Here is a 15732-nt window from a genome sequence, read left to right on the forward strand (position 1 = left end):
TGCCTCTCCCATCGGCGGCCCTGGACGGGCATCTCACCGCTTAGGTTGCCTGCTTGGCCACGCTGCCCAACAGCAGCCAGCGGGTCGGGGGCGCTGGGGGTTGACTCTGCCGGGTCAGTCCTGCCGGACATCCGACCGGCAGGACTGACCGAGTTCAGGACGTGGCGGCGAGGTACCGCTCGGCGTCGAGGGCGGCGGCGCAGCCGGTGCCAGCGGCGGTGATGGCTTGCCGGTAGGTGTGGTCGACGAGGTCCCCGGCGGCGAAGACGCCGGGAATGTTGGTGCGGGTGCCGGGGGACTGCACGCGGACGTATCCCTCGTCGTCCAGGTCGACCTGGCCTCGGAACAGTTCGCTGCGAGGGTCGTGGCCGATGGCCACGAACACGCCGGTGACGTCAAGGACCGTGATCTCGCCGGTGTGGACGTTGCGCAGGCGCGCTCCGACGACGACACCGTCGTTGCCGATGATCTCCTCGACGACGCTGTTCCACACGATGCGGACCTTGTCGTTGGTGAGGGCGCGTTCGGCCATGATGCTGCTGGCGCGGAAGGTGTCGCGGCGGTGCACGATGGTGACGCTGCGGGCGAAGCGGGTGAGGAAGGTGGCTTCTTCCATGGCCGAGTCGCCGCCGCCGATGACCGCGATGTCCTGGTCGCGGAAGAAGAACCCGTCGCAGGTGGCGCAGGAGGAGACGCCATGCCCGAGGAGTTCCTGTTCGCCGGGGACGCCGAGGGGTCGCCAGGCGGACCCGGTGGCGAGGATGACAGCGTCGGCTCGATAGGCCTGCTCGCCCACGTACACGGTCTTCAGGCCAGGGCCGGTGAGTTCGACGCGGGTGACGTCGTCGGTGATGAACTGGGCGCCGAAGCGGTCGGCCTGCTTGCGAAGATTGTCCATCAACTCGGGGCCCATGATGCCGTCGGGGAAGCCGGGGAAGTTCTCCACCTCGGTGGTGGTCATCAGCGCGCCGCCGGACTGGACGCCCTCAATGACCAGGGGGGCGAGGTTGGCGCGGGCGGCGTAGAGGGCGGCGGTATATCCGGCGGGTCCGGAACCGATGATGATCAAACGGTGGGGGTCGGGCACGAGGGGCTCCTCGATCGGTCCGCCCGCCACCCCTGTAGGGGCGGCGGGCGGTGGGGTGGACTCGTCAGGTGGTGGGGGTGAGGTCGGCGAGGAGGTCCTCCACCCGGGTGCGGATCTCGTCACGGACGCGACGGACCATGTCCAGGCCCTGGCCGGCCGGGTCCTCGAGCTTCCAGTCCTCGTACCGCTTGCCGGGGAAGGCCGGGCAGACGTCGCCGCAGCCCATCGTGATGATCACGTCGGAGGCTTCGGCGGTGGCGTAGTCGAGGATCTTCGGCTTGTTGGCGGTGATGTCGATGCCGACCTCCCGCATCGCCTCGACGGCCACCGGGTTGATCTGGTCGGCGGGCTCGGAGCCGGCGGAGCGGACCTCGACGGCGTCGCCGCCGAGGTGGCGCAGCCAGCCGGCGGCCATCTGGGAACGGCCGGCGTTGTGCACGCAGACGAACAGGACGCTGGGCTTGGACATCAGATGCCTTCCTTGGAGTACACGTGGTCATAGGGCCGATTCACGGGCGTCTCGGCGCGGGGTGCAGGCAGGGACCGGTCTGGGGCGCTGCTGCGGTCGAGCAGGCGGTAGCGGCCGGCGGGACGCGGCGGGTTGAGCAGGCGGCGGTAACGCACCTCTGCCTCGCCGTGCTCCGGGTCGTGGTTGGTCATCGGCGGTGGTCCAGTGCCGGGTCGCGTTCCTCGGCAGGGACGACGACCTGGTCGGCGGCCCGCCCGGCGTCGGGGTAGAGCGCGGCGAGTAGGCCGACGCCGACCGCCAGCCCGACCAGTTGGGCGACGACGAACCCTGGGACGGAAGCGGGGGCGATGCCGGCGAACGTGTCGGTGAACGCACGGCCGATCGTCACCGCAGGGTTGGCGAACGAGGTCGACGAGGTGAACCAGTACGCCGCCCCGATGTAGGCGCCGACGGCGGCGGGAGCGACCGGCGCGCGGCCGGAGCGGGCGAGGGCGAAGATCAGCAGGATCAGGCCGGTGGTGGCGACGACCTCCCCGAGCCAGAGATGCCCGGCGGCCCGGTCCTTGCTCGACCAGGCCACGGCGGACAGGTCGAACATCAGGTTCGCCAGGATCGACCCGCCGATCGCCCCGAGGACCTGGGCGATGACATACCCGCCGAGTTCGCGCAGGGTCAGTCCGGTTCCGACGCGGCGGCCGAGGAACCAGTCGGCGGCGGACACCACGGGGTTGAAGTGGGCGCCGGAGACCGGACCGAAGATCAGGATCAGCGCGCCGAGGGCAAGAGCGGTGGCGACCGAGTTCTCCAGCAACTGGAGCCCGACGTCGCCGGGAGAGAGCGTGGCGGCCATGATGCCGGAGCCCACGACGGCGGTGACGAGCAGGGCAGTGCCGATGAACTCGGCCAGCAGACGCCGCCGGAGTGCGATGGTCATCAGTGTTTTCTCTCCCATGATCTGACTGTCCCCGACAATCGGGGCACAGCGGGTTATCGGGTGGCGGGAACGTCCAGTTCGTCGAGGAGCCGCCGGACCCGGCGCTCGATCTCGTCCCGGATCGGCCGCACATCGGCGACGCTGAGGCCCGCTGGGTCGTCGATGTCCCAGTTCTCGTAACGGGTACCGGGGAAGACTGGGCACGCGTCGCCGCACCCCATCGTGACGACCACGTCGGCGGCGCGGACCACTTCGTCGGTCCAGGGCTTGGGGAACTCCTCGGAGATGTCGATGCCGCGTTCGGCCATCGCGGCGATCGCCGAGGGGTTGATCTCGATGCCGGGTTCGCTACCGCCGGACCAGGCGACGGCGTGGTCGCCGGCGAGGTGGACGAAGAAGCCCAGGGCCATCTGGGAGCGGCCGGCGTTGTGGGTGCACAGGAACAGCACGACGGGACGGCCGTCGCGGTGGTGTCCCTCGACCCGTGCCAGGGCCCGCAACCGCTGGCGGGCGAAGCGCTCGGCGAGCAGGGGCAGGTAGTTCGGGATGCTGGCGGCGGTGGCGAACTGGTCGTAGCTGCTGTGCAGGAACCGCTTGATGGTCTCGGTGCCGTAGATGCCGTCGAACTCGGCGGCCAGCCGGGTTGCTGCGGTGTGCAGGGCGAGCTGCTGGTCGAGAGTGATCTCCTGTTGAATGCGGGCGCTGATGTCGGTCATCGGGTGCCTCTCAACATGGTGGTGGGGGCGAGGCGGTCGACGCGGTCGGCGAGGTCGGCGTAGGCCGCCTCGAACGCTTCGTCGGTGTCGATGCGGACCGGGTCCGGCACGGACCAGTGCAGGCGGGGGCGGACCGGTCCGGTGAGCTCTTCGTGGGCGTTGTCGCAGACGGCGATGACCAGGTCGTCGTCGCGGACGACGTCCTTGACGTGGGCGGTGCCGGTTGCATCGAGGTCGAGGGCGTGGCGGTGGGCCACGGCAAGCGCGCGGGGATGCACTCGGGTCGCAGGCTTGGTGCCGGCCGAGGCGGCTTCCCCATGGGTGCGCCGCTTCCACAGCGCCGCGGCCAGCTGGGAGCGGGCGGAGTTGTGGGTGCAGACAAAGACCACCCGTCCCACATCGGCCAGCGGGGGAGGGGTGAGGGCGGCCAAGGCTGCCGGCTGAAGTCGCAGGTAGGTGCGCCGCCGGTCGCCCTCGGACCGGCCGCGCTGGACGAGGCCGGCTTCGGTGAGCACCTTGACGTGGTGGGCGACGAGATTGGTCGGCATCTCGAGGGTGTGGGCGATCTCCCCGGGCGAGGCGTCGCCCTGGCTGAGCGCGTCCACGATCGCCAGGCGCGCAGGGTCGCCGAGTGCGGCGTGGACCCGTGCGCGCCCGGCCAGGGAAGCAAGCTCAGCGTTCATTGAGTCAACTATCGCTGAGTGATCTGTCGTTCGTCAAATGGGAGTGAGGGATAAGCCCGTCGGGGGCTTGGCGGCGCTCAGTCGACGGGCGGGTTCGATGATCAGGAGGGCGGCGAGGTGCGCATCGCGGTGGCGTGGCGCATCGTGACCAGGCTGCAGACGATCCGAGTGAGGCTAGCGGCGACGGCGAACGTGGCCAGTGACTTCGCCGGAATCTCTGACCGGAGGTGGCTCGCGATCACCGTGAGATCCCCGGCGAGCGCAAGGGCGGCGATGGTGATGGTCGCGGCGAGTGCGTGTTGTGGGCTTGCTTCGGGTAGCCAGCGCATGAGGCGACCGGTCGTGGCCACCGTCCCAGCGGCGGTGGCGATCGCGATGATGATCAGTGGGATGACGGGGATCGCGGCCAATAGGGCGACCAGGCCGGTGCGCCAGGGGTGGGGCTGCAGGAGCAGCAGCCACCAGATGCCCACGACAGGTCCGGTGGCGATGTACCAGGCGATGGTGCGCCGGGCGTAGGCGGTGGCCAGCTCCCCGGCGAAGGCCTCGGCGACCGCTTGCGGGGTGCCGAACTGGGCGATCGCGGCGGCGACCGCCTCACCTTGGGGTAGGCCGGCGGCGGTGCGGTCGGCGACGGCGTGGTGGAGTCCGTCGCGTAGTTCGGCGAGGATCTGCTCCCGACGCCGCCGTGGTCCACGCAGTCGTGCGGCGAGGTCGCCCAGGTAGGCGTCGAGAGGTGCTTCGCCTGCTCGGCTGGTCAGGCGGTCGTTGGCCATGCCCGCCCGCCCAGAACTGCAGTGACGGCGGTGGAGAAGTGGTCCCAGACTGCCCGCTGCTCACCGAGCGCGGCCTGTCCGGCCGGGGTGAGGTGGTAGGCGCGGCGGCGGCGGCCGCCGACGGTCTGCCAGTCACTGGCGATCAGGCCTGCGCGTTCGAGGCGGTGCAGCGCCGGGTAGACGGTGCCGGTCGGCAGGTCCAGTGCCCCGCCGCTGCTGTCTCGCAGGGCTTCGATGACGGCGTAGCCGTGCTGTGGCCCGGGTTCCAGGACCGCGAGCAGCAACGCATCGAGATGGCCTTTGAGCAGTTCCGGTCGCATCGGCAACACCTGTGGCTCCTCGTTCTTGCTGATGGCGGCCCAGCGGTTCTACTGTAGCGTCACAATACTTTGCGGTGCTACACATGGTGGTGGGTGATGAGCTCCAACCTCACGGTGGTGGACCTGGCCGAGGCGAGCGCGGTCGACCGGGCGCTGATCGGTGGAAAGGCGGCCGTGCTGGCGGACCTGACCGCAGCCCGGTTCTCGGTGCCGCCCGGGATTGTGGTCACCACCGGCGTCCTCGATGATCCGCAGCTTGACCGACGGCTCGCGGCCAGTGTCGAGGGCCTGGGCGGGGAGCGGTTCGCGGTGCGTTCGTCGGGAGCGGCCGAGGATCTACCGGATGCCTCGTACGCAGGCCTGTACGAGACGTACCTGAACGTGCCCGCCGACGGGCTGGGTGCGGCGGTGCGGCGATGCTTCGCCGCGGCGGCCAGCGAGCGGGTCACCGCCTACCACCAGCGGCGTGGCGGGGCGACGGCGGCGATGGCGGTGCTGGTGCAGGTGATGGTCGACCCGATTGTGGCCGGGGTGGCGTTCACCGCGCATCCGGTCACCGGCGACCGCGATCAGACGTTGGTGGCCGCCGTCGCGGGGTTGGGTGATCCGCTGGTGTCGGGTGTGACGACCGGCGAAGAGTGGACGGTCACCGCGAGTCGCACCGCGATGACCCGGTCCGGCCCCGGCGGTGGACGGGTCCTCACCGACGTCCAGGCCGACGCGGTCGCGGAGCTGTCGCGTCGGATCGCCGACCGGTACGACGGCCGCCCGCAGGACGTGGAGTGGGCCATCGACCGGGCGGGCCGTCTGTGGCTGCTGCAGGCCCGGCCGATGACTGCGGTGCCGGAGCCGGTGTCGTGGACGGCGCCGGGACCGGGGTTGTGGATGCGCAACTTCCGGCTCGGGGAATGGCTCCCCGAGGCCGTCACTCCGCTGTTCGCCAGCTGGCTGCTGCCGGTGCTCGAAGACGGGTATCTCGATGGGATGTACGGCAGCGTCGGGGTGCGAGTGCCGTTCCGGTACGCGCTGGTCAACGGCTGGTACTACAACGCCACACCAATCCCGTCACCAAAACTCCTCGCTGGGGTGCTGTGGCAGGGACGCTGGCGGGCCGCGAAGATCCTCTTCAACGCGTTGATCCGGGTCAGCCATGACCCGGATGCCGCCGACCGCGCCGTCCTGTCCGAACTGGAGCGGGCCTGGCGTGAACAACAACTGCCCGGCTATCGACGCCTCGTGGCCGCCGCGGAGGCGGAGGTCGACACGGCATCGCCTCGGCGATTGGCCGAGCTCGTCGACGCACTCGGGCGGGAAGCCGGGATCTACCTCTGGTATCTGGCGATCGTCGGCGGGTCGGCGTGGAAGATGGAAGCCTGCCTGACTCGCTTCGTCCGCCGGCATCTCATCGACGTGCTCCCCGACGATGAGGGCGGTGCGCAGGTGCTGTTGCGCGGGCTCCCCGGCGCCCAGCCGGTGGCCGGCGCGCACGCCGTACAGAGCGTCGACTGGTATCACCCGGTCGCCGGAGAACTGGCAACGGGCCGACCACCCCGAGCCGGGGACCGCTACCGCTCGCTTGCCGAACAGCGGATGGTTGCCGAACAACGCTGCCGAGCGACGCTGGCCGACCGCCCGCGGTTGCTGGCTGACTTCGACCGGCTGCTGAAGGTCAACCAGCGCTACGCCGTCATCCGGGAGGAGCAGGCGCGGGAGTTCACCCTCGCCTGGCCGGTCCTGCGGGCCTGCACCGCCCGCCTCGGGCGGCACCTGGTCAACCTGGGAGCTATCGAGCAGCCCGGAGACATCTACTTCTGCACGCGGGATGAAGTGAACAGCGGGATCGAAGGCGACCCCGGACAGCTGAGCGCCAGGGTTGCCGAGCGGCGCGCCCTCTGGCAGCGCCAACGCCGCCTGACCGCGCCGTTGACCCTGGGCCGTCCCGCGCGACTGATCGGCGACGTCATCGAACACGCGGTTCAACAGGCCCGCGGCACCACGGAGACCGCCGAGGGCGCCCTCGTCGGGCATCCCGCCTCGGCCGGCCGGGCCACCGGCGAAGTCGCCATCGTGCACGGACCTGAGGACTTCGACGGCTTCGCCGATGGTCAAGTGCTCGTCGCGAAGGCCACCGCCCCGGCATGGACACCGCTGTTCTCCCGCGCCGCCGCAGTGGTCACCGACGGCGGCACCCTAGCCGCACACGCCTCCCTGGTGGCCCGTGAGTACGGCATCCCCGCCGTCGTCGGCACCGGCGACGCCACCCAACGACTGCGCCCCGGGCAGCTCGTAACCGTCGACGGAACAGCCGGAACCATCACACTCCACACCTAACCTGTCATGCCTGCAGGTGCGGCATGCATGTCGGAGGGGGTGCGCGGCGTCCGGGCGGAGGGTGCTGGAGACCGCCGGGTCGCCGGTGGGCGACCTGGTCAGCAGCAGGTCGCCAGGTAAGACTGCAACTCCGCGAGGGCGGCGAGCGCGCCGTCCCGATCGGCCCGGTAGTACACGGTCTTCCCGTCGCGACGGGAGGTGACCACCCGTCCGCGTCGCAGCAGGGTCAACTGCTGCGACGCCGTGGCCTGGCTGATGCCCGTCCGCTCGGCCACCTCGCCCACCGACAGCTCGGCGCCCTGCGCGAACAGCATCATGATCCGCTGCCTGGTGGGGCTGCCCAAGGCCTTGAGGAACTCCTGCGTCTGCGGCGCCAGGCCCTCCGGGACTCCGGCCGCGCGCGCGGGCGGGGATGCCCCTGCGGGCTGTCCGGTGGCGTCGCTCATGGCCCTACCTTTCCCCACCATCATCATATTGTCATTCAACAAAACGACGATATGATCGTGACATGACCACCCCATCCCAGCCAGTGATCATCGTCGGCGGCGGCCAGTCAGGCCTGGCCGCCGCCCGAGCCGCCCTGACCGCGGGCCTGCGGCCCGTTGTCCTGCAGGCGGGCAGCGAGCCGGTTGGCTCCTGGCCTGACTACTACGACAGCCTCACCCTCTTCTCGCCCGCCCTTTACAGCGCCCTGCCTGGCATGCGCTTCGACGGCGACCCGGACCGCTACCCCCGGCGCGACGAGGTCACGGCGTACCTGCGCCGGTACGCGCAGACCGTGGACGTCGACATCCGCACCCGCACCCGCGTCACGGCCGTGCACCCTCGCCGCGACGGGGGGTACCTCGTCCGCACTGACACCGGGGACGAGATGGCTGCGGTCGGCGTCGTCGCCGCCAGCGGATCGTTCGGCAACCCGTACCTGCCGACGCTGCCCGGCCAGGACGACTACGCCGGCGATCTCCGGCACGTCGCTCACTACCGCCGGCCGGAGGTGTACGCGGGCAAGCGGGTCATCGTCGTGGGTGCCGGCAACTCCGCCGTCCAGGTCGCCTACGAGATCGCCGGCCACGCCCGGGTCACGCTCGCCACCCGGGAACCCGTGCGCTTCCTGCCCCAACGCCTCGGCGGGCGGGACCTCCACCACTGGCTGCGGGTCACCGGCGCGGACCGCCTGCCACGCCGCGTCCTCACCCGACTTGTCCGACACGCCACCGTGCTCGACACCGGCGTATACCGCGACGCTCTCGCCTCCGGGCTGCTCTCCCGGCGGGACATGTTCACCGCCTTCACCCCTGAGGGCGTCATCTGGGCCGACGGCACGCCCGAGCCGGTCGACGCGGTCATCTTCGCCACCGGCTACCGCCCGGACCTCGCGTACCTCAAGCCCCTGGGCGCCCTCGACCATGGCGCGCCCCGGCACGTGGGCGGGATCTCCACCACCCATCCAGGGCTGATCTATCTCGGGTTGGAGTTCCAGCGATCCTTCGCCTCGAACACCCTGCGTGGCGTCGGTCCCGACGCCGCGCACGTCATGACTGCCCTCGCCGCTCACGTGTCCGGACGGCAAGGCCGGCAGCGGACAGCGGACGTCGCCTCGCACACGGGATCCGGCGCTCAACGCTGATCGCGTTGCGCGGTCGGCGCTGGTAGGTACGGGTTTGCCCGCGGCTTACGCCTGCGACGAGGGGGCGGGCTCGACCGACAGCAGGGCGGCGAGCTGGCGCAGGATTCCCGGGCGGGCGCGGTAGTAGACCCACGTGCCCCGCCGTTCGGCATCCACCAGGCCCGCTTCGCGCAGCGTCTTGAGGTGGTGCGAGATCGTTGGCCCGGTCAGGTCGAACGCCGGCGTCAGGTCGCACACGCACGCCTCCCCGCCCTCGGCGGAGGCGATCATCGACATCAGCTGCAGCCGCACCGGGTCGCCGAGGGCCTTGAACGCGGGAGCGAGCACCGCGGCCGTCTCGGCCGGAATCCGACGCTGCGCCAGCGGGGGGCAGCACGGCGTGTCGGCGTTGAGATCGATGACGGCGAGGGGCGCCTGTTGCTTTGACATGTCTCTAGGTTGACATCTCTCTAATCAACGTGCAACTCTCTGCTTAGACGGACGTCAAGACAGGCGTCTGGAGGAAGGGGACCCACCATGTTCGGCTCCACCCGCCGCTCATCCGCTCTTCGCGCTGGAGTCCGGTTCTGCGACTCCTGCGCTCAGGTGTCCACCGCCGACCAGCGTGCGCAGCGCCGCTACGACCGTGCCCGCACCACCGTCTACACGCTGATCAGCCCCCGCTGACGAGAGGACCTGTCATGAGCGACAACACCCAGACCACCGGCGGTTTCGCGGGCGACCCGGCCGCCGCCCTGCAGGTCACCGGCTCCGGCGCCTGCTGCGGCAGCCCCGCCCAGGCCGTCGGGTCCATCCTGCCGCCAATCGGCGAGGCCGCGAGCGCCGGCCCGTGCTGCGGCACCCAGGAAGCCGCGCAAGCGGCCGGCTCGTGCTGCGGCACGCAGGCCAAGGCCGACGCGGTGGCCGCGGGACAGGGGTGCTGCGGATGACCACCCCAGACGACCTCGCGGGCCTGCTCCGGGTAGTCAGCGCCGACCGGATGTCCGCGACCGTCGCCACCCTCGCCTCCGACCGCATGGCAGGACGGCGAGTCGGATCACCCGGCGGCGCGGCAGCCCGGGCGTGGCTCGTCGACGAGCTCACCGCTCTCGGCGCCACGGTCCGGACTGAGGAGTTCCCGGTCCGGGCGGTGCCGCAGGTGCACGAGGCGCCGACGGTCACCTGGGGCGGCGGGAGCAGCCCCATGCCGCTGGTATTCGGTCGCCAGGTCGCGATCCATTCCGCCTCCGCCGACGCCGCCGAGACCCGCCGCGGCCCGCTCGGCGTCGCCGGTGCCGACGACCCGGCCGGGCGGTGGCTCGTGGTGCCGGCGGAGATGAGCCTGTTCGACGCCTACCGGGACACCCGCGGCGCGGCCGGGCTGCTGATCCGCCGAGCCGTCGACGCCGACGGCTGGCAGTTCACCACCCTCGCCGGACCGGACCCGGGACCGCTGCCCGTCCTGACCCTCGACCCGGACACCCACCGCACCGTCCTCGCTGCGGCAACCGACAGCGCCAGCTGGTTCGCCGGCGCCACGCCGGTTCGCCGCGACGACGTCACCGGCACCAACATCCACGCCCGACTCCGGCAGACCGTCCCCGGCGGGGCGGAGCTGCTCCTGACCGCCCACTACGACGGCGTCGGCGACCACCCCGGGCTCCGCCAGCCCGGAGCGTCGGACAACGCCACCGGCGTCGCGGTGGTCCTCGAAGCCGCCCGCGTCCTCGGCCGCGGACTTCCCGACGGCGTCGGGCTCTGCGTCGCGCTGCTCGACGGTGAGGAGGTTGGCGCGCTCGGCTCGGCCCACCACGCCGCGCAGCTGCGCGACCAGGGCGCCGCGCCCCTGGTGGTCAACGTCGACGGAGCCGGCCGCCTGGATGGGGCGGCGGCGGTCGAGGCCGGCGGGCCCGCCCACCGCCTCCTGGCGCTGCTGGACCAGGCCGGCCGGCACACCGGCGTCCCACTCGCTGCGGGGCCGATGGCCTCGGACAACCGCCGCTACGGCGCAGCAGGCCTCGCCGCGGTCGGCATCGGTGCCGGGATGGGCGGCTACCACAGCCCCGCCGACACCCCTGACAAGGTCGACCCGGCCACCCTGGCCGCGATCGCCCGCCTCGTCGTCGCAACCGCCCACCTCACCGGGACGGCGCCTGCTAGGCTTTCATCGCCAATCGGCGATAAACGATAGAGGGAGTGGTGGTGGGCGAACTCCTCGACCGGGATACCGCGCAGACCTACGCCTCGTGGTTCCGGGCCCTGGCGGACCCGACCCGGGTGCAGATCGTGGAGTACCTGGCCCGGCATGCCCGGCCGATGAGCGTGGGGGAGATCGTCGCAGCTGTCGGGCTCGCCCAGTCCACCGTCTCCCAACACCTGAAGATCCTGACCGAGGTGCGGTTCGTGCTCGTCGAGCCGGTCGGCACCGCCCGCCACTACCGCATCAACGACGCATGCGTCGGCTGCTTCCCCTCCGCCGCCGACGTCGTCATGGGCCGACCCGCCCCCACCGTGAAAGGAGCCTGCTGATGGCCGACATCACCGTCCGCCCGATGACCTCGGACGACGCCGATCGTGTCCTCGCCATCTACCAGGCTGGCCTCGACGCCGGCAACGCCAGCTTCGAGACCACCGCCCCGACCTGGACAGCATTCGACGCGGCCAAGCTGCCGGACCACCGCCTCGTGGCCGTCGACGCGGACGACACCGTCCTCGGGTGGGTGGCGGGCTCGCCGACATCGAGCCGCGCGGTCTACGCCGGGGTGGTCGAGCACTCCGTCTACGTCGACCCCGCCGCCCAAGGCCGTGGCGTAGCCCGGCTGCTGCTGGACGCGCTGATCGCCTCCACCGAGGCCGCCGGCATCTGGACCATCCAGTCCGGAATCTTCCCCGAGAACACCGCCAGTCTCACCCTGCACCAGCGGGCCGGCTTCCGCGTCATCGGCACCCGCGAGCGGGTCGGCCGGCACCACGGCCGGTGGCGCGACGTCGTCCTGCTCGAGCGGCGCAGCCCCGTCATCTGAACCCCTTCGGCTCCGCCCGCCCCAGCACAACTGCACCTTCTTGATTCGACAGTTTTCAACACAGAGGAGTTTTCCGATGAGCATCCCGAACGAGCTGCCCGTCGTGGTGATCGGCGCGGGCCCGGTGGGTCTGGCCGCCGCCGCCCACCTGCACGAGCGTGGCCTGCCCTTCCTTGTTCTGGAGGCCGGTGACACCGCCGGCGCGGCGGTGCGGCAGTGGGGGCACGTGCGGGTGTTCTCCCCGTGGCGGTACAACGTCGACCCGGCCGCCCGCCGCCTGCTCGACGACGCCGGCTGGGTCGCCCCGGCCGAGGACGCGCTGCCCACCGGCGCGGAGCTGGTCGCCGACTACCTCCAGCCCCTCGCGGAGCTGCCGCAGCTCAAGCCGCACCTGCGCTACGGCGCGCGGGTGGAGGCGATCAGCCGCCTCGGCCTGGACCGGCTGCGCACCGCCGGCCGCGAGCAGACGCCGTTCCTGATCCGCCTCGCCGACGGTGACGAACTGCTGGCCCGCGCGGTCATTGACGCCTCCGGCACCTGGGGCACCCCCAACGTCCTCGGCGCCTCCGGCCTGCCCGCCCGTGGAGAGAAGGACGTGGCCGCGTACCTGGAGCACGCCCTGCCCGACGTACTCGGCGCCGACCGGGACCGGTTCGCCGGCCGGCACACCCTGGTCGTCGGCGCCGGCCACTCCGCCGCGAACACGCTGCTCTCCCTGGCCGAGCTGGCCGCCGCCGAGCCGGGCACGGAGGTGACCTGGGCGATCCGCTCGGCCAGCCCCGCCCGCACCTACGGCGGCGGCGACGCCGACGCGCTGCCCGCCCGCGGCGCGCTCGGCTCCCGGCTGCGCGAACACGTGGACGCCGGCCGGATCCGGCTGCTCACCGGCTTCTGCGTGCACGCGCTCACCCCGGCCGACGGCCGGGTCGCCGTCGTTGTCCGGCACGCCGACGGTAGCGAGGAGGAGGTGATCGTCGACCGGATCGTTGCCGCGACCGGCTTCCGCCCGGACCACTCGATCGCCGCCGAACTGCGCCTGGACCTGGACCCGGTCATGGGCGCCACCCGGGCTCTCGCCCCGCTGATCGATCCGAACGAGCACTCCTGCGGCACCGTCCCCCCGCACGGCGTCCACGAGCTCGGACACCCGGAGTCCGGCTACTACGCCGTCGGCATGAAGAGCTACGGGCGCGCGCCGACGTTCCTCATGGCCACCGGCTACGAGCAGGTCCGCTCCGTCGTCGCCGCCCTCGCCGGCGACTGGCAGGCGGCCCGGGACGTCCAGCTCGACCTGCCCGAAACCGGCGTCTGCAACAGCAACCCCGCCGAGGCGACCGGCACCGACAGCAGCTGCGGCCCCGCCCCGCAGCCGGCCGGGAAGGGGCTTGCCACGGGCATCGCCGGTGGGCTGCTGTCCGCCCCGCTGAGCCTCATCAGCCTCGACACCTCGACCAGCGGCCAGACCGGCGGCTGCTGCGCCAGCTGATGACCACCACCACGATGGCGCCCGCCGACCCCACCGTCGGCGGGCACCACCGGTGGCGCATCGTCGCCGCCCTCGCGATCACCTCGACCGTCGGCTACGGCACCATCTACTACGCCTACGCCGTGCTGCTCGGCCCGATGGCGACCAGCCTCGGCGCCTCGATCACCGCCGTCACCGGGGCGCTGACCGTCAGCGTCCTCGCCGGCGCGTTGATGGCCATCGCGGTCGGCAGGTGGCTCGACCGGCACGGCGGACGGGCCCTCATGACCCTCGGCTCGATCACCGCCACCGCGCTGCTGATCGCCTGGTCCCAGGTCCAGACCATCGGGCAGCTCTACGCCGTCATGATCGGTGTCGGGATCACCGGCGCGATGGTCCTCTACGAACCCGCCTTCGCCGTCATCGTCTCCTGGTTCACCCCCGACCGACGCCCCACCGCCCTGCTTGCGGTCACCGTCGTCGCCGGGTTCGCCAGCACGATCTTCATGCCACTCACCGGCTACCTGGTCGCCCACCTCGGCTGGCGCGGCGCGCTCCTCACGCTCGCCGCCGTCCACGGCGTAGTGACCGTGCCGCTGCACGCCCTCACCGTTCGCAAACCGCCGCACGTCACAGCGTCCAACCCCACGCTGCGAACGGCCCACGCCTCGCGGCGGACGGCGGCGCGCGCCGCGATGCGCGATCCCCGGTTCTGGATCCTCGCCGCCGCCCTCATCGCCCACGGCGCCGCCACCAGCACCATCGGCGTCCACCTGGTCAGCTACCTGACCAGCCGCGGCCACCCGGCTACTTACGCCGCCACCGCCGCCGGCCTCCTCGGCGTCCTGTCCGTCACCGGAAGACTCGTCCTCACCGCCGCCCGACGCCGACTCCCCGTCACCACCATCGTCGCTGGCGTCTTCGCCATCCAAGCAGTCGCCGTCCTCGCTATGCCCCTCGCCGCCGGAACCCGCGTCGGAGCCATCGTCACCGTCACCGGATTCGGGCTCGGCTTCGGCATCGCCAGCCTCGCCACCCCAGCACTCCTCGTCGACCGCTACGGCACCACCGCCTACGCCACCATCGCGGGACGACTCGCCGCCCCCGTCACCACCGCCAAAGCCGCCGCACCCCTGCTTGCCGCCACGCTCCTACCGCACGGCGGCTACCACCTCTTACTCGCCGCCGTCAGCACCGCATGCCTCCTCGCCGCCATCAGCATGCGCACCGTGGGGGAGGCCAGGACCGACAGCGGCGAGTACCGCAACCAGCCGGACTTACCGCGTCCAGGAACCCGCGTGGCTGCCGTGCCAGGGCCAGATTCAGCTCAAGCACCGGCAGATGGCGAGCGTGCAGAAGGCCGACACAACGACAGCCCGACGTCTACCCCAGGTCCCACGCGGTCCACGTGACGACCCATGGCCGCCCGGGTCGCGCGGCCGGAAGCGGCTGATCCCCGAAGAGAACTGCTCCTACCGCCTCGGCGGCTGCCCGCATCTTCGCCTCCGCGTCCCGCAGCGGATCACACACCACCAGCAGGAGATCGCCGTGAACGAGTGTCTGGGCGTGGTGGCCCGTCTGCTGCCTGATCAGCGACCGAATCTCCTTCCGAAGGACGGCAAGCTGGTCACCGGGGACCTGCCGGACCTCCGCGTGCCCGTGCTCACGCACCACGTCGCAGACCACCTGCGCGACGACCGGGACTCTGCGGTCGACCGCCGGCGCGGGGAACAGGCGGTCCATCAGCGTCAGACACCGTCGGCACGTCGGCGCGAACGCCGGCTCCCGGTACCTGCTCAGCGTCCCGCCGTCACCGCCGACCATCAGCGCCCAGACCCGCCCGCACATCGTCGTGTGCTCCCAGATCGGCTCCCGCAGCGCCTCGACGTCATAACGCCGCTGGACTGCCTCACGCTCACTGTCCCCGCCCGTGAGGTAGTGGTCGGGTACGGCGCTGCGGCCCTGCTCCAACGGCCCCTGCCGGCGCGCGAGGTGCACGGCCTCACCGCCGGCGACCGCCACGAGAAGCAGCACGGCCTCCCCGGCGGTGATGACGTTCGGTCCGTGCAGGCCGTCACGCATGCCAGCAGTATGCCCGCCCCCGTTTGATGCCGGGCGGCCACACCTGAGGCTTGGTCCGGCCTCCAGAGCCCGCTGCCGTCAAGCTCGTCGAGCACGTCGACGCGGGACCGCATCTGCCGTTGTCGCCGGCATGACACAAGCTTCCCGCCTGTACGGCGAACAGCTCGTCCGGCCGCTCGTTCCTGCCGCCATGCCCACCTGGCCCCGCCCGTGCCCGAGGCCGATGCCGGCACTGCCCGT

At 71.7% G+C, this 15732-nt stretch carries 20 protein-coding genes; 9 read left to right on the plus strand and 11 right to left on the minus strand.

Annotation, left to right across the window (positions count from 1 at the left end):
- Window positions 1–154: 154 nt before the first annotated feature.
- From trxB to FHX31_RS09220, 8 genes are all read right to left on the minus strand, one after another.
- On the minus strand, window positions 155–1087 hold the full coding sequence (gene trxB, locus FHX31_RS09185) for a thioredoxin-disulfide reductase (protein WP_030274780.1): 933 nt from the start codon (window positions 1085–1087) through the stop codon (window positions 155–157).
- A 64-nt stretch (window positions 1088–1151) separates the two neighbouring features.
- A complete protein-coding gene (locus FHX31_RS09190) occupies window positions 1152–1559 on the minus strand; it encodes an arsenate reductase ArsC (RefSeq protein ID WP_030274778.1) in 408 nt (135 codons plus the stop codon).
- The gene (locus tag FHX31_RS09195) at window positions 1556–1747 is read right to left on the minus strand and encodes a hypothetical protein (RefSeq protein WP_030274776.1); all 192 of its coding nucleotides are present in this window, start codon (window positions 1745–1747) and stop codon (window positions 1556–1558) included. The genes FHX31_RS09190 and FHX31_RS09195 overlap by 4 nt, the downstream gene beginning before the upstream one ends.
- Entirely contained in the window at window positions 1744–2490 is a 747-nt protein-coding gene (locus tag FHX31_RS09200) for an aquaporin (RefSeq protein ID WP_036311740.1), read from the minus strand. The genes FHX31_RS09195 and FHX31_RS09200 overlap by 4 nt, the downstream gene beginning before the upstream one ends.
- Before the next feature lie 53 nt (window positions 2491–2543).
- Window positions 2544–3206, minus strand: a complete 663-nt coding sequence (locus tag FHX31_RS09205; RefSeq protein WP_030274772.1) for an arsenate reductase ArsC — start codon at window positions 3204–3206, stop codon at window positions 2544–2546.
- Complete coding sequence (locus FHX31_RS09210; RefSeq protein ID WP_030274770.1) at window positions 3203–3889, minus strand: arsenate reductase/protein-tyrosine-phosphatase family protein; 687 nt, start codon at window positions 3887–3889, stop codon at window positions 3203–3205. The genes FHX31_RS09205 and FHX31_RS09210 overlap by 4 nt, the downstream gene beginning before the upstream one ends.
- Before the next feature lie 101 nt (window positions 3890–3990).
- Window positions 3991–4665 carry a permease prefix domain 1-containing protein gene (locus FHX31_RS09215; protein WP_030274768.1) on the minus strand — a complete coding sequence of 225 codons (675 nt, stop codon included), beginning with the start codon at window positions 4663–4665 and terminating at the stop codon, window positions 3991–3993.
- On the minus strand, window positions 4647–4985 hold the full coding sequence (locus tag FHX31_RS09220; protein WP_030274767.1) for a PadR family transcriptional regulator: 339 nt from the start codon (window positions 4983–4985) through the stop codon (window positions 4647–4649). The genes FHX31_RS09215 and FHX31_RS09220 overlap by 19 nt, the downstream gene beginning before the upstream one ends.
- A 117-nt stretch (window positions 4986–5102) precedes the next feature.
- Here FHX31_RS09220 and FHX31_RS09225 point away from each other — a divergent pair, with 117 nt between their 5' ends.
- A complete protein-coding gene (locus tag FHX31_RS09225; RefSeq protein WP_176921742.1) occupies window positions 5103–7316 on the plus strand; it encodes a PEP/pyruvate-binding domain-containing protein in 2214 nt (737 codons plus the stop codon).
- 98 nt (window positions 7317–7414) lie between these two features.
- Here FHX31_RS09225 and FHX31_RS09230 read toward each other — a convergent pair whose 3' ends face one another.
- A complete protein-coding gene (locus tag FHX31_RS09230) occupies window positions 7415–7762 on the minus strand; it encodes an ArsR/SmtB family transcription factor (protein ID WP_082171419.1) in 348 nt (115 codons plus the stop codon).
- A gap of 62 nt (window positions 7763–7824) precedes the next feature.
- On the opposite strand from FHX31_RS09230, the gene FHX31_RS09235 reads away from it, so the two are divergent.
- Complete coding sequence (locus tag FHX31_RS09235; RefSeq protein WP_047893943.1) at window positions 7825–8943, plus strand: flavin-containing monooxygenase; 1119 nt, start codon at window positions 7825–7827, stop codon at window positions 8941–8943.
- A gap of 45 nt (window positions 8944–8988) precedes the next feature.
- On the opposite strand, the gene FHX31_RS09240 is transcribed toward FHX31_RS09235, so the two are convergent.
- Complete coding sequence (locus FHX31_RS09240; protein ID WP_030274759.1) at window positions 8989–9372, minus strand: ArsR/SmtB family transcription factor; 384 nt, start codon at window positions 9370–9372, stop codon at window positions 8989–8991.
- An 87-nt stretch (window positions 9373–9459) separates the two neighbouring features.
- Here FHX31_RS09240 and FHX31_RS09245 point away from each other — a divergent pair, with 87 nt between their 5' ends.
- The 7 genes from FHX31_RS09245 to FHX31_RS09275 all read left to right on the plus strand — a co-directional run bounded on the left by FHX31_RS09245 (window position 9460) and on the right by FHX31_RS09275 (window position 14822).
- Window positions 9460–9609 carry a hypothetical protein gene (locus FHX31_RS09245; RefSeq protein WP_157551546.1) on the plus strand — a complete coding sequence of 50 codons (150 nt, stop codon included), beginning with the start codon at window positions 9460–9462 and terminating at the stop codon, window positions 9607–9609.
- 14 nt (window positions 9610–9623) lie between these two features.
- Window positions 9624–9872, plus strand: coding sequence for a hypothetical protein (locus FHX31_RS09250; protein WP_030274757.1), 249 nt, complete (start codon window positions 9624–9626; stop codon window positions 9870–9872).
- On the plus strand, window positions 9869–11113 hold the full coding sequence (locus FHX31_RS09255; RefSeq protein ID WP_030274755.1) for a M28 family metallopeptidase: 1245 nt from the start codon (window positions 9869–9871) through the stop codon (window positions 11111–11113). Before FHX31_RS09250 ends, FHX31_RS09255 begins: the two co-directional genes overlap by 4 nt.
- An 11-nt stretch (window positions 11114–11124) precedes the next feature.
- On the plus strand, window positions 11125–11451 hold the full coding sequence (locus FHX31_RS09260) for an ArsR/SmtB family transcription factor (RefSeq protein WP_030274753.1): 327 nt from the start codon (window positions 11125–11127) through the stop codon (window positions 11449–11451).
- Window positions 11451–11945, plus strand: a complete 495-nt coding sequence (locus FHX31_RS09265; RefSeq protein WP_184975707.1) for a GNAT family N-acetyltransferase — start codon at window positions 11451–11453, stop codon at window positions 11943–11945. The genes FHX31_RS09260 and FHX31_RS09265 overlap by 1 nt, the downstream gene beginning before the upstream one ends.
- Window positions 11946–12021: 76 nt before the next feature.
- The gene (locus tag FHX31_RS09270; protein ID WP_030274749.1) at window positions 12022–13431 is read left to right on the plus strand and encodes an FAD-dependent oxidoreductase; all 1410 of its coding nucleotides are present in this window, start codon (window positions 12022–12024) and stop codon (window positions 13429–13431) included.
- A complete protein-coding gene (locus FHX31_RS09275; protein WP_082171418.1) occupies window positions 13431–14822 on the plus strand; it encodes an MFS transporter in 1392 nt (463 codons plus the stop codon). Before FHX31_RS09270 ends, FHX31_RS09275 begins: the two co-directional genes overlap by 1 nt.
- Here FHX31_RS09275 and FHX31_RS09280 read toward each other — a convergent pair.
- Window positions 14794–15492 carry a hypothetical protein gene (locus FHX31_RS09280; protein WP_030274747.1) on the minus strand — a complete coding sequence of 233 codons (699 nt, stop codon included), beginning with the start codon at window positions 15490–15492 and terminating at the stop codon, window positions 14794–14796. The two genes, FHX31_RS09275 and FHX31_RS09280, sit on opposite strands and share 29 nt — an antisense overlap.
- Between the last annotated feature and the right edge of the window lie 240 nt (window positions 15493–15732).

The sequence above is a fragment of the Micromonospora sp. CNZ286 genome, assembly GCF_014207755.1.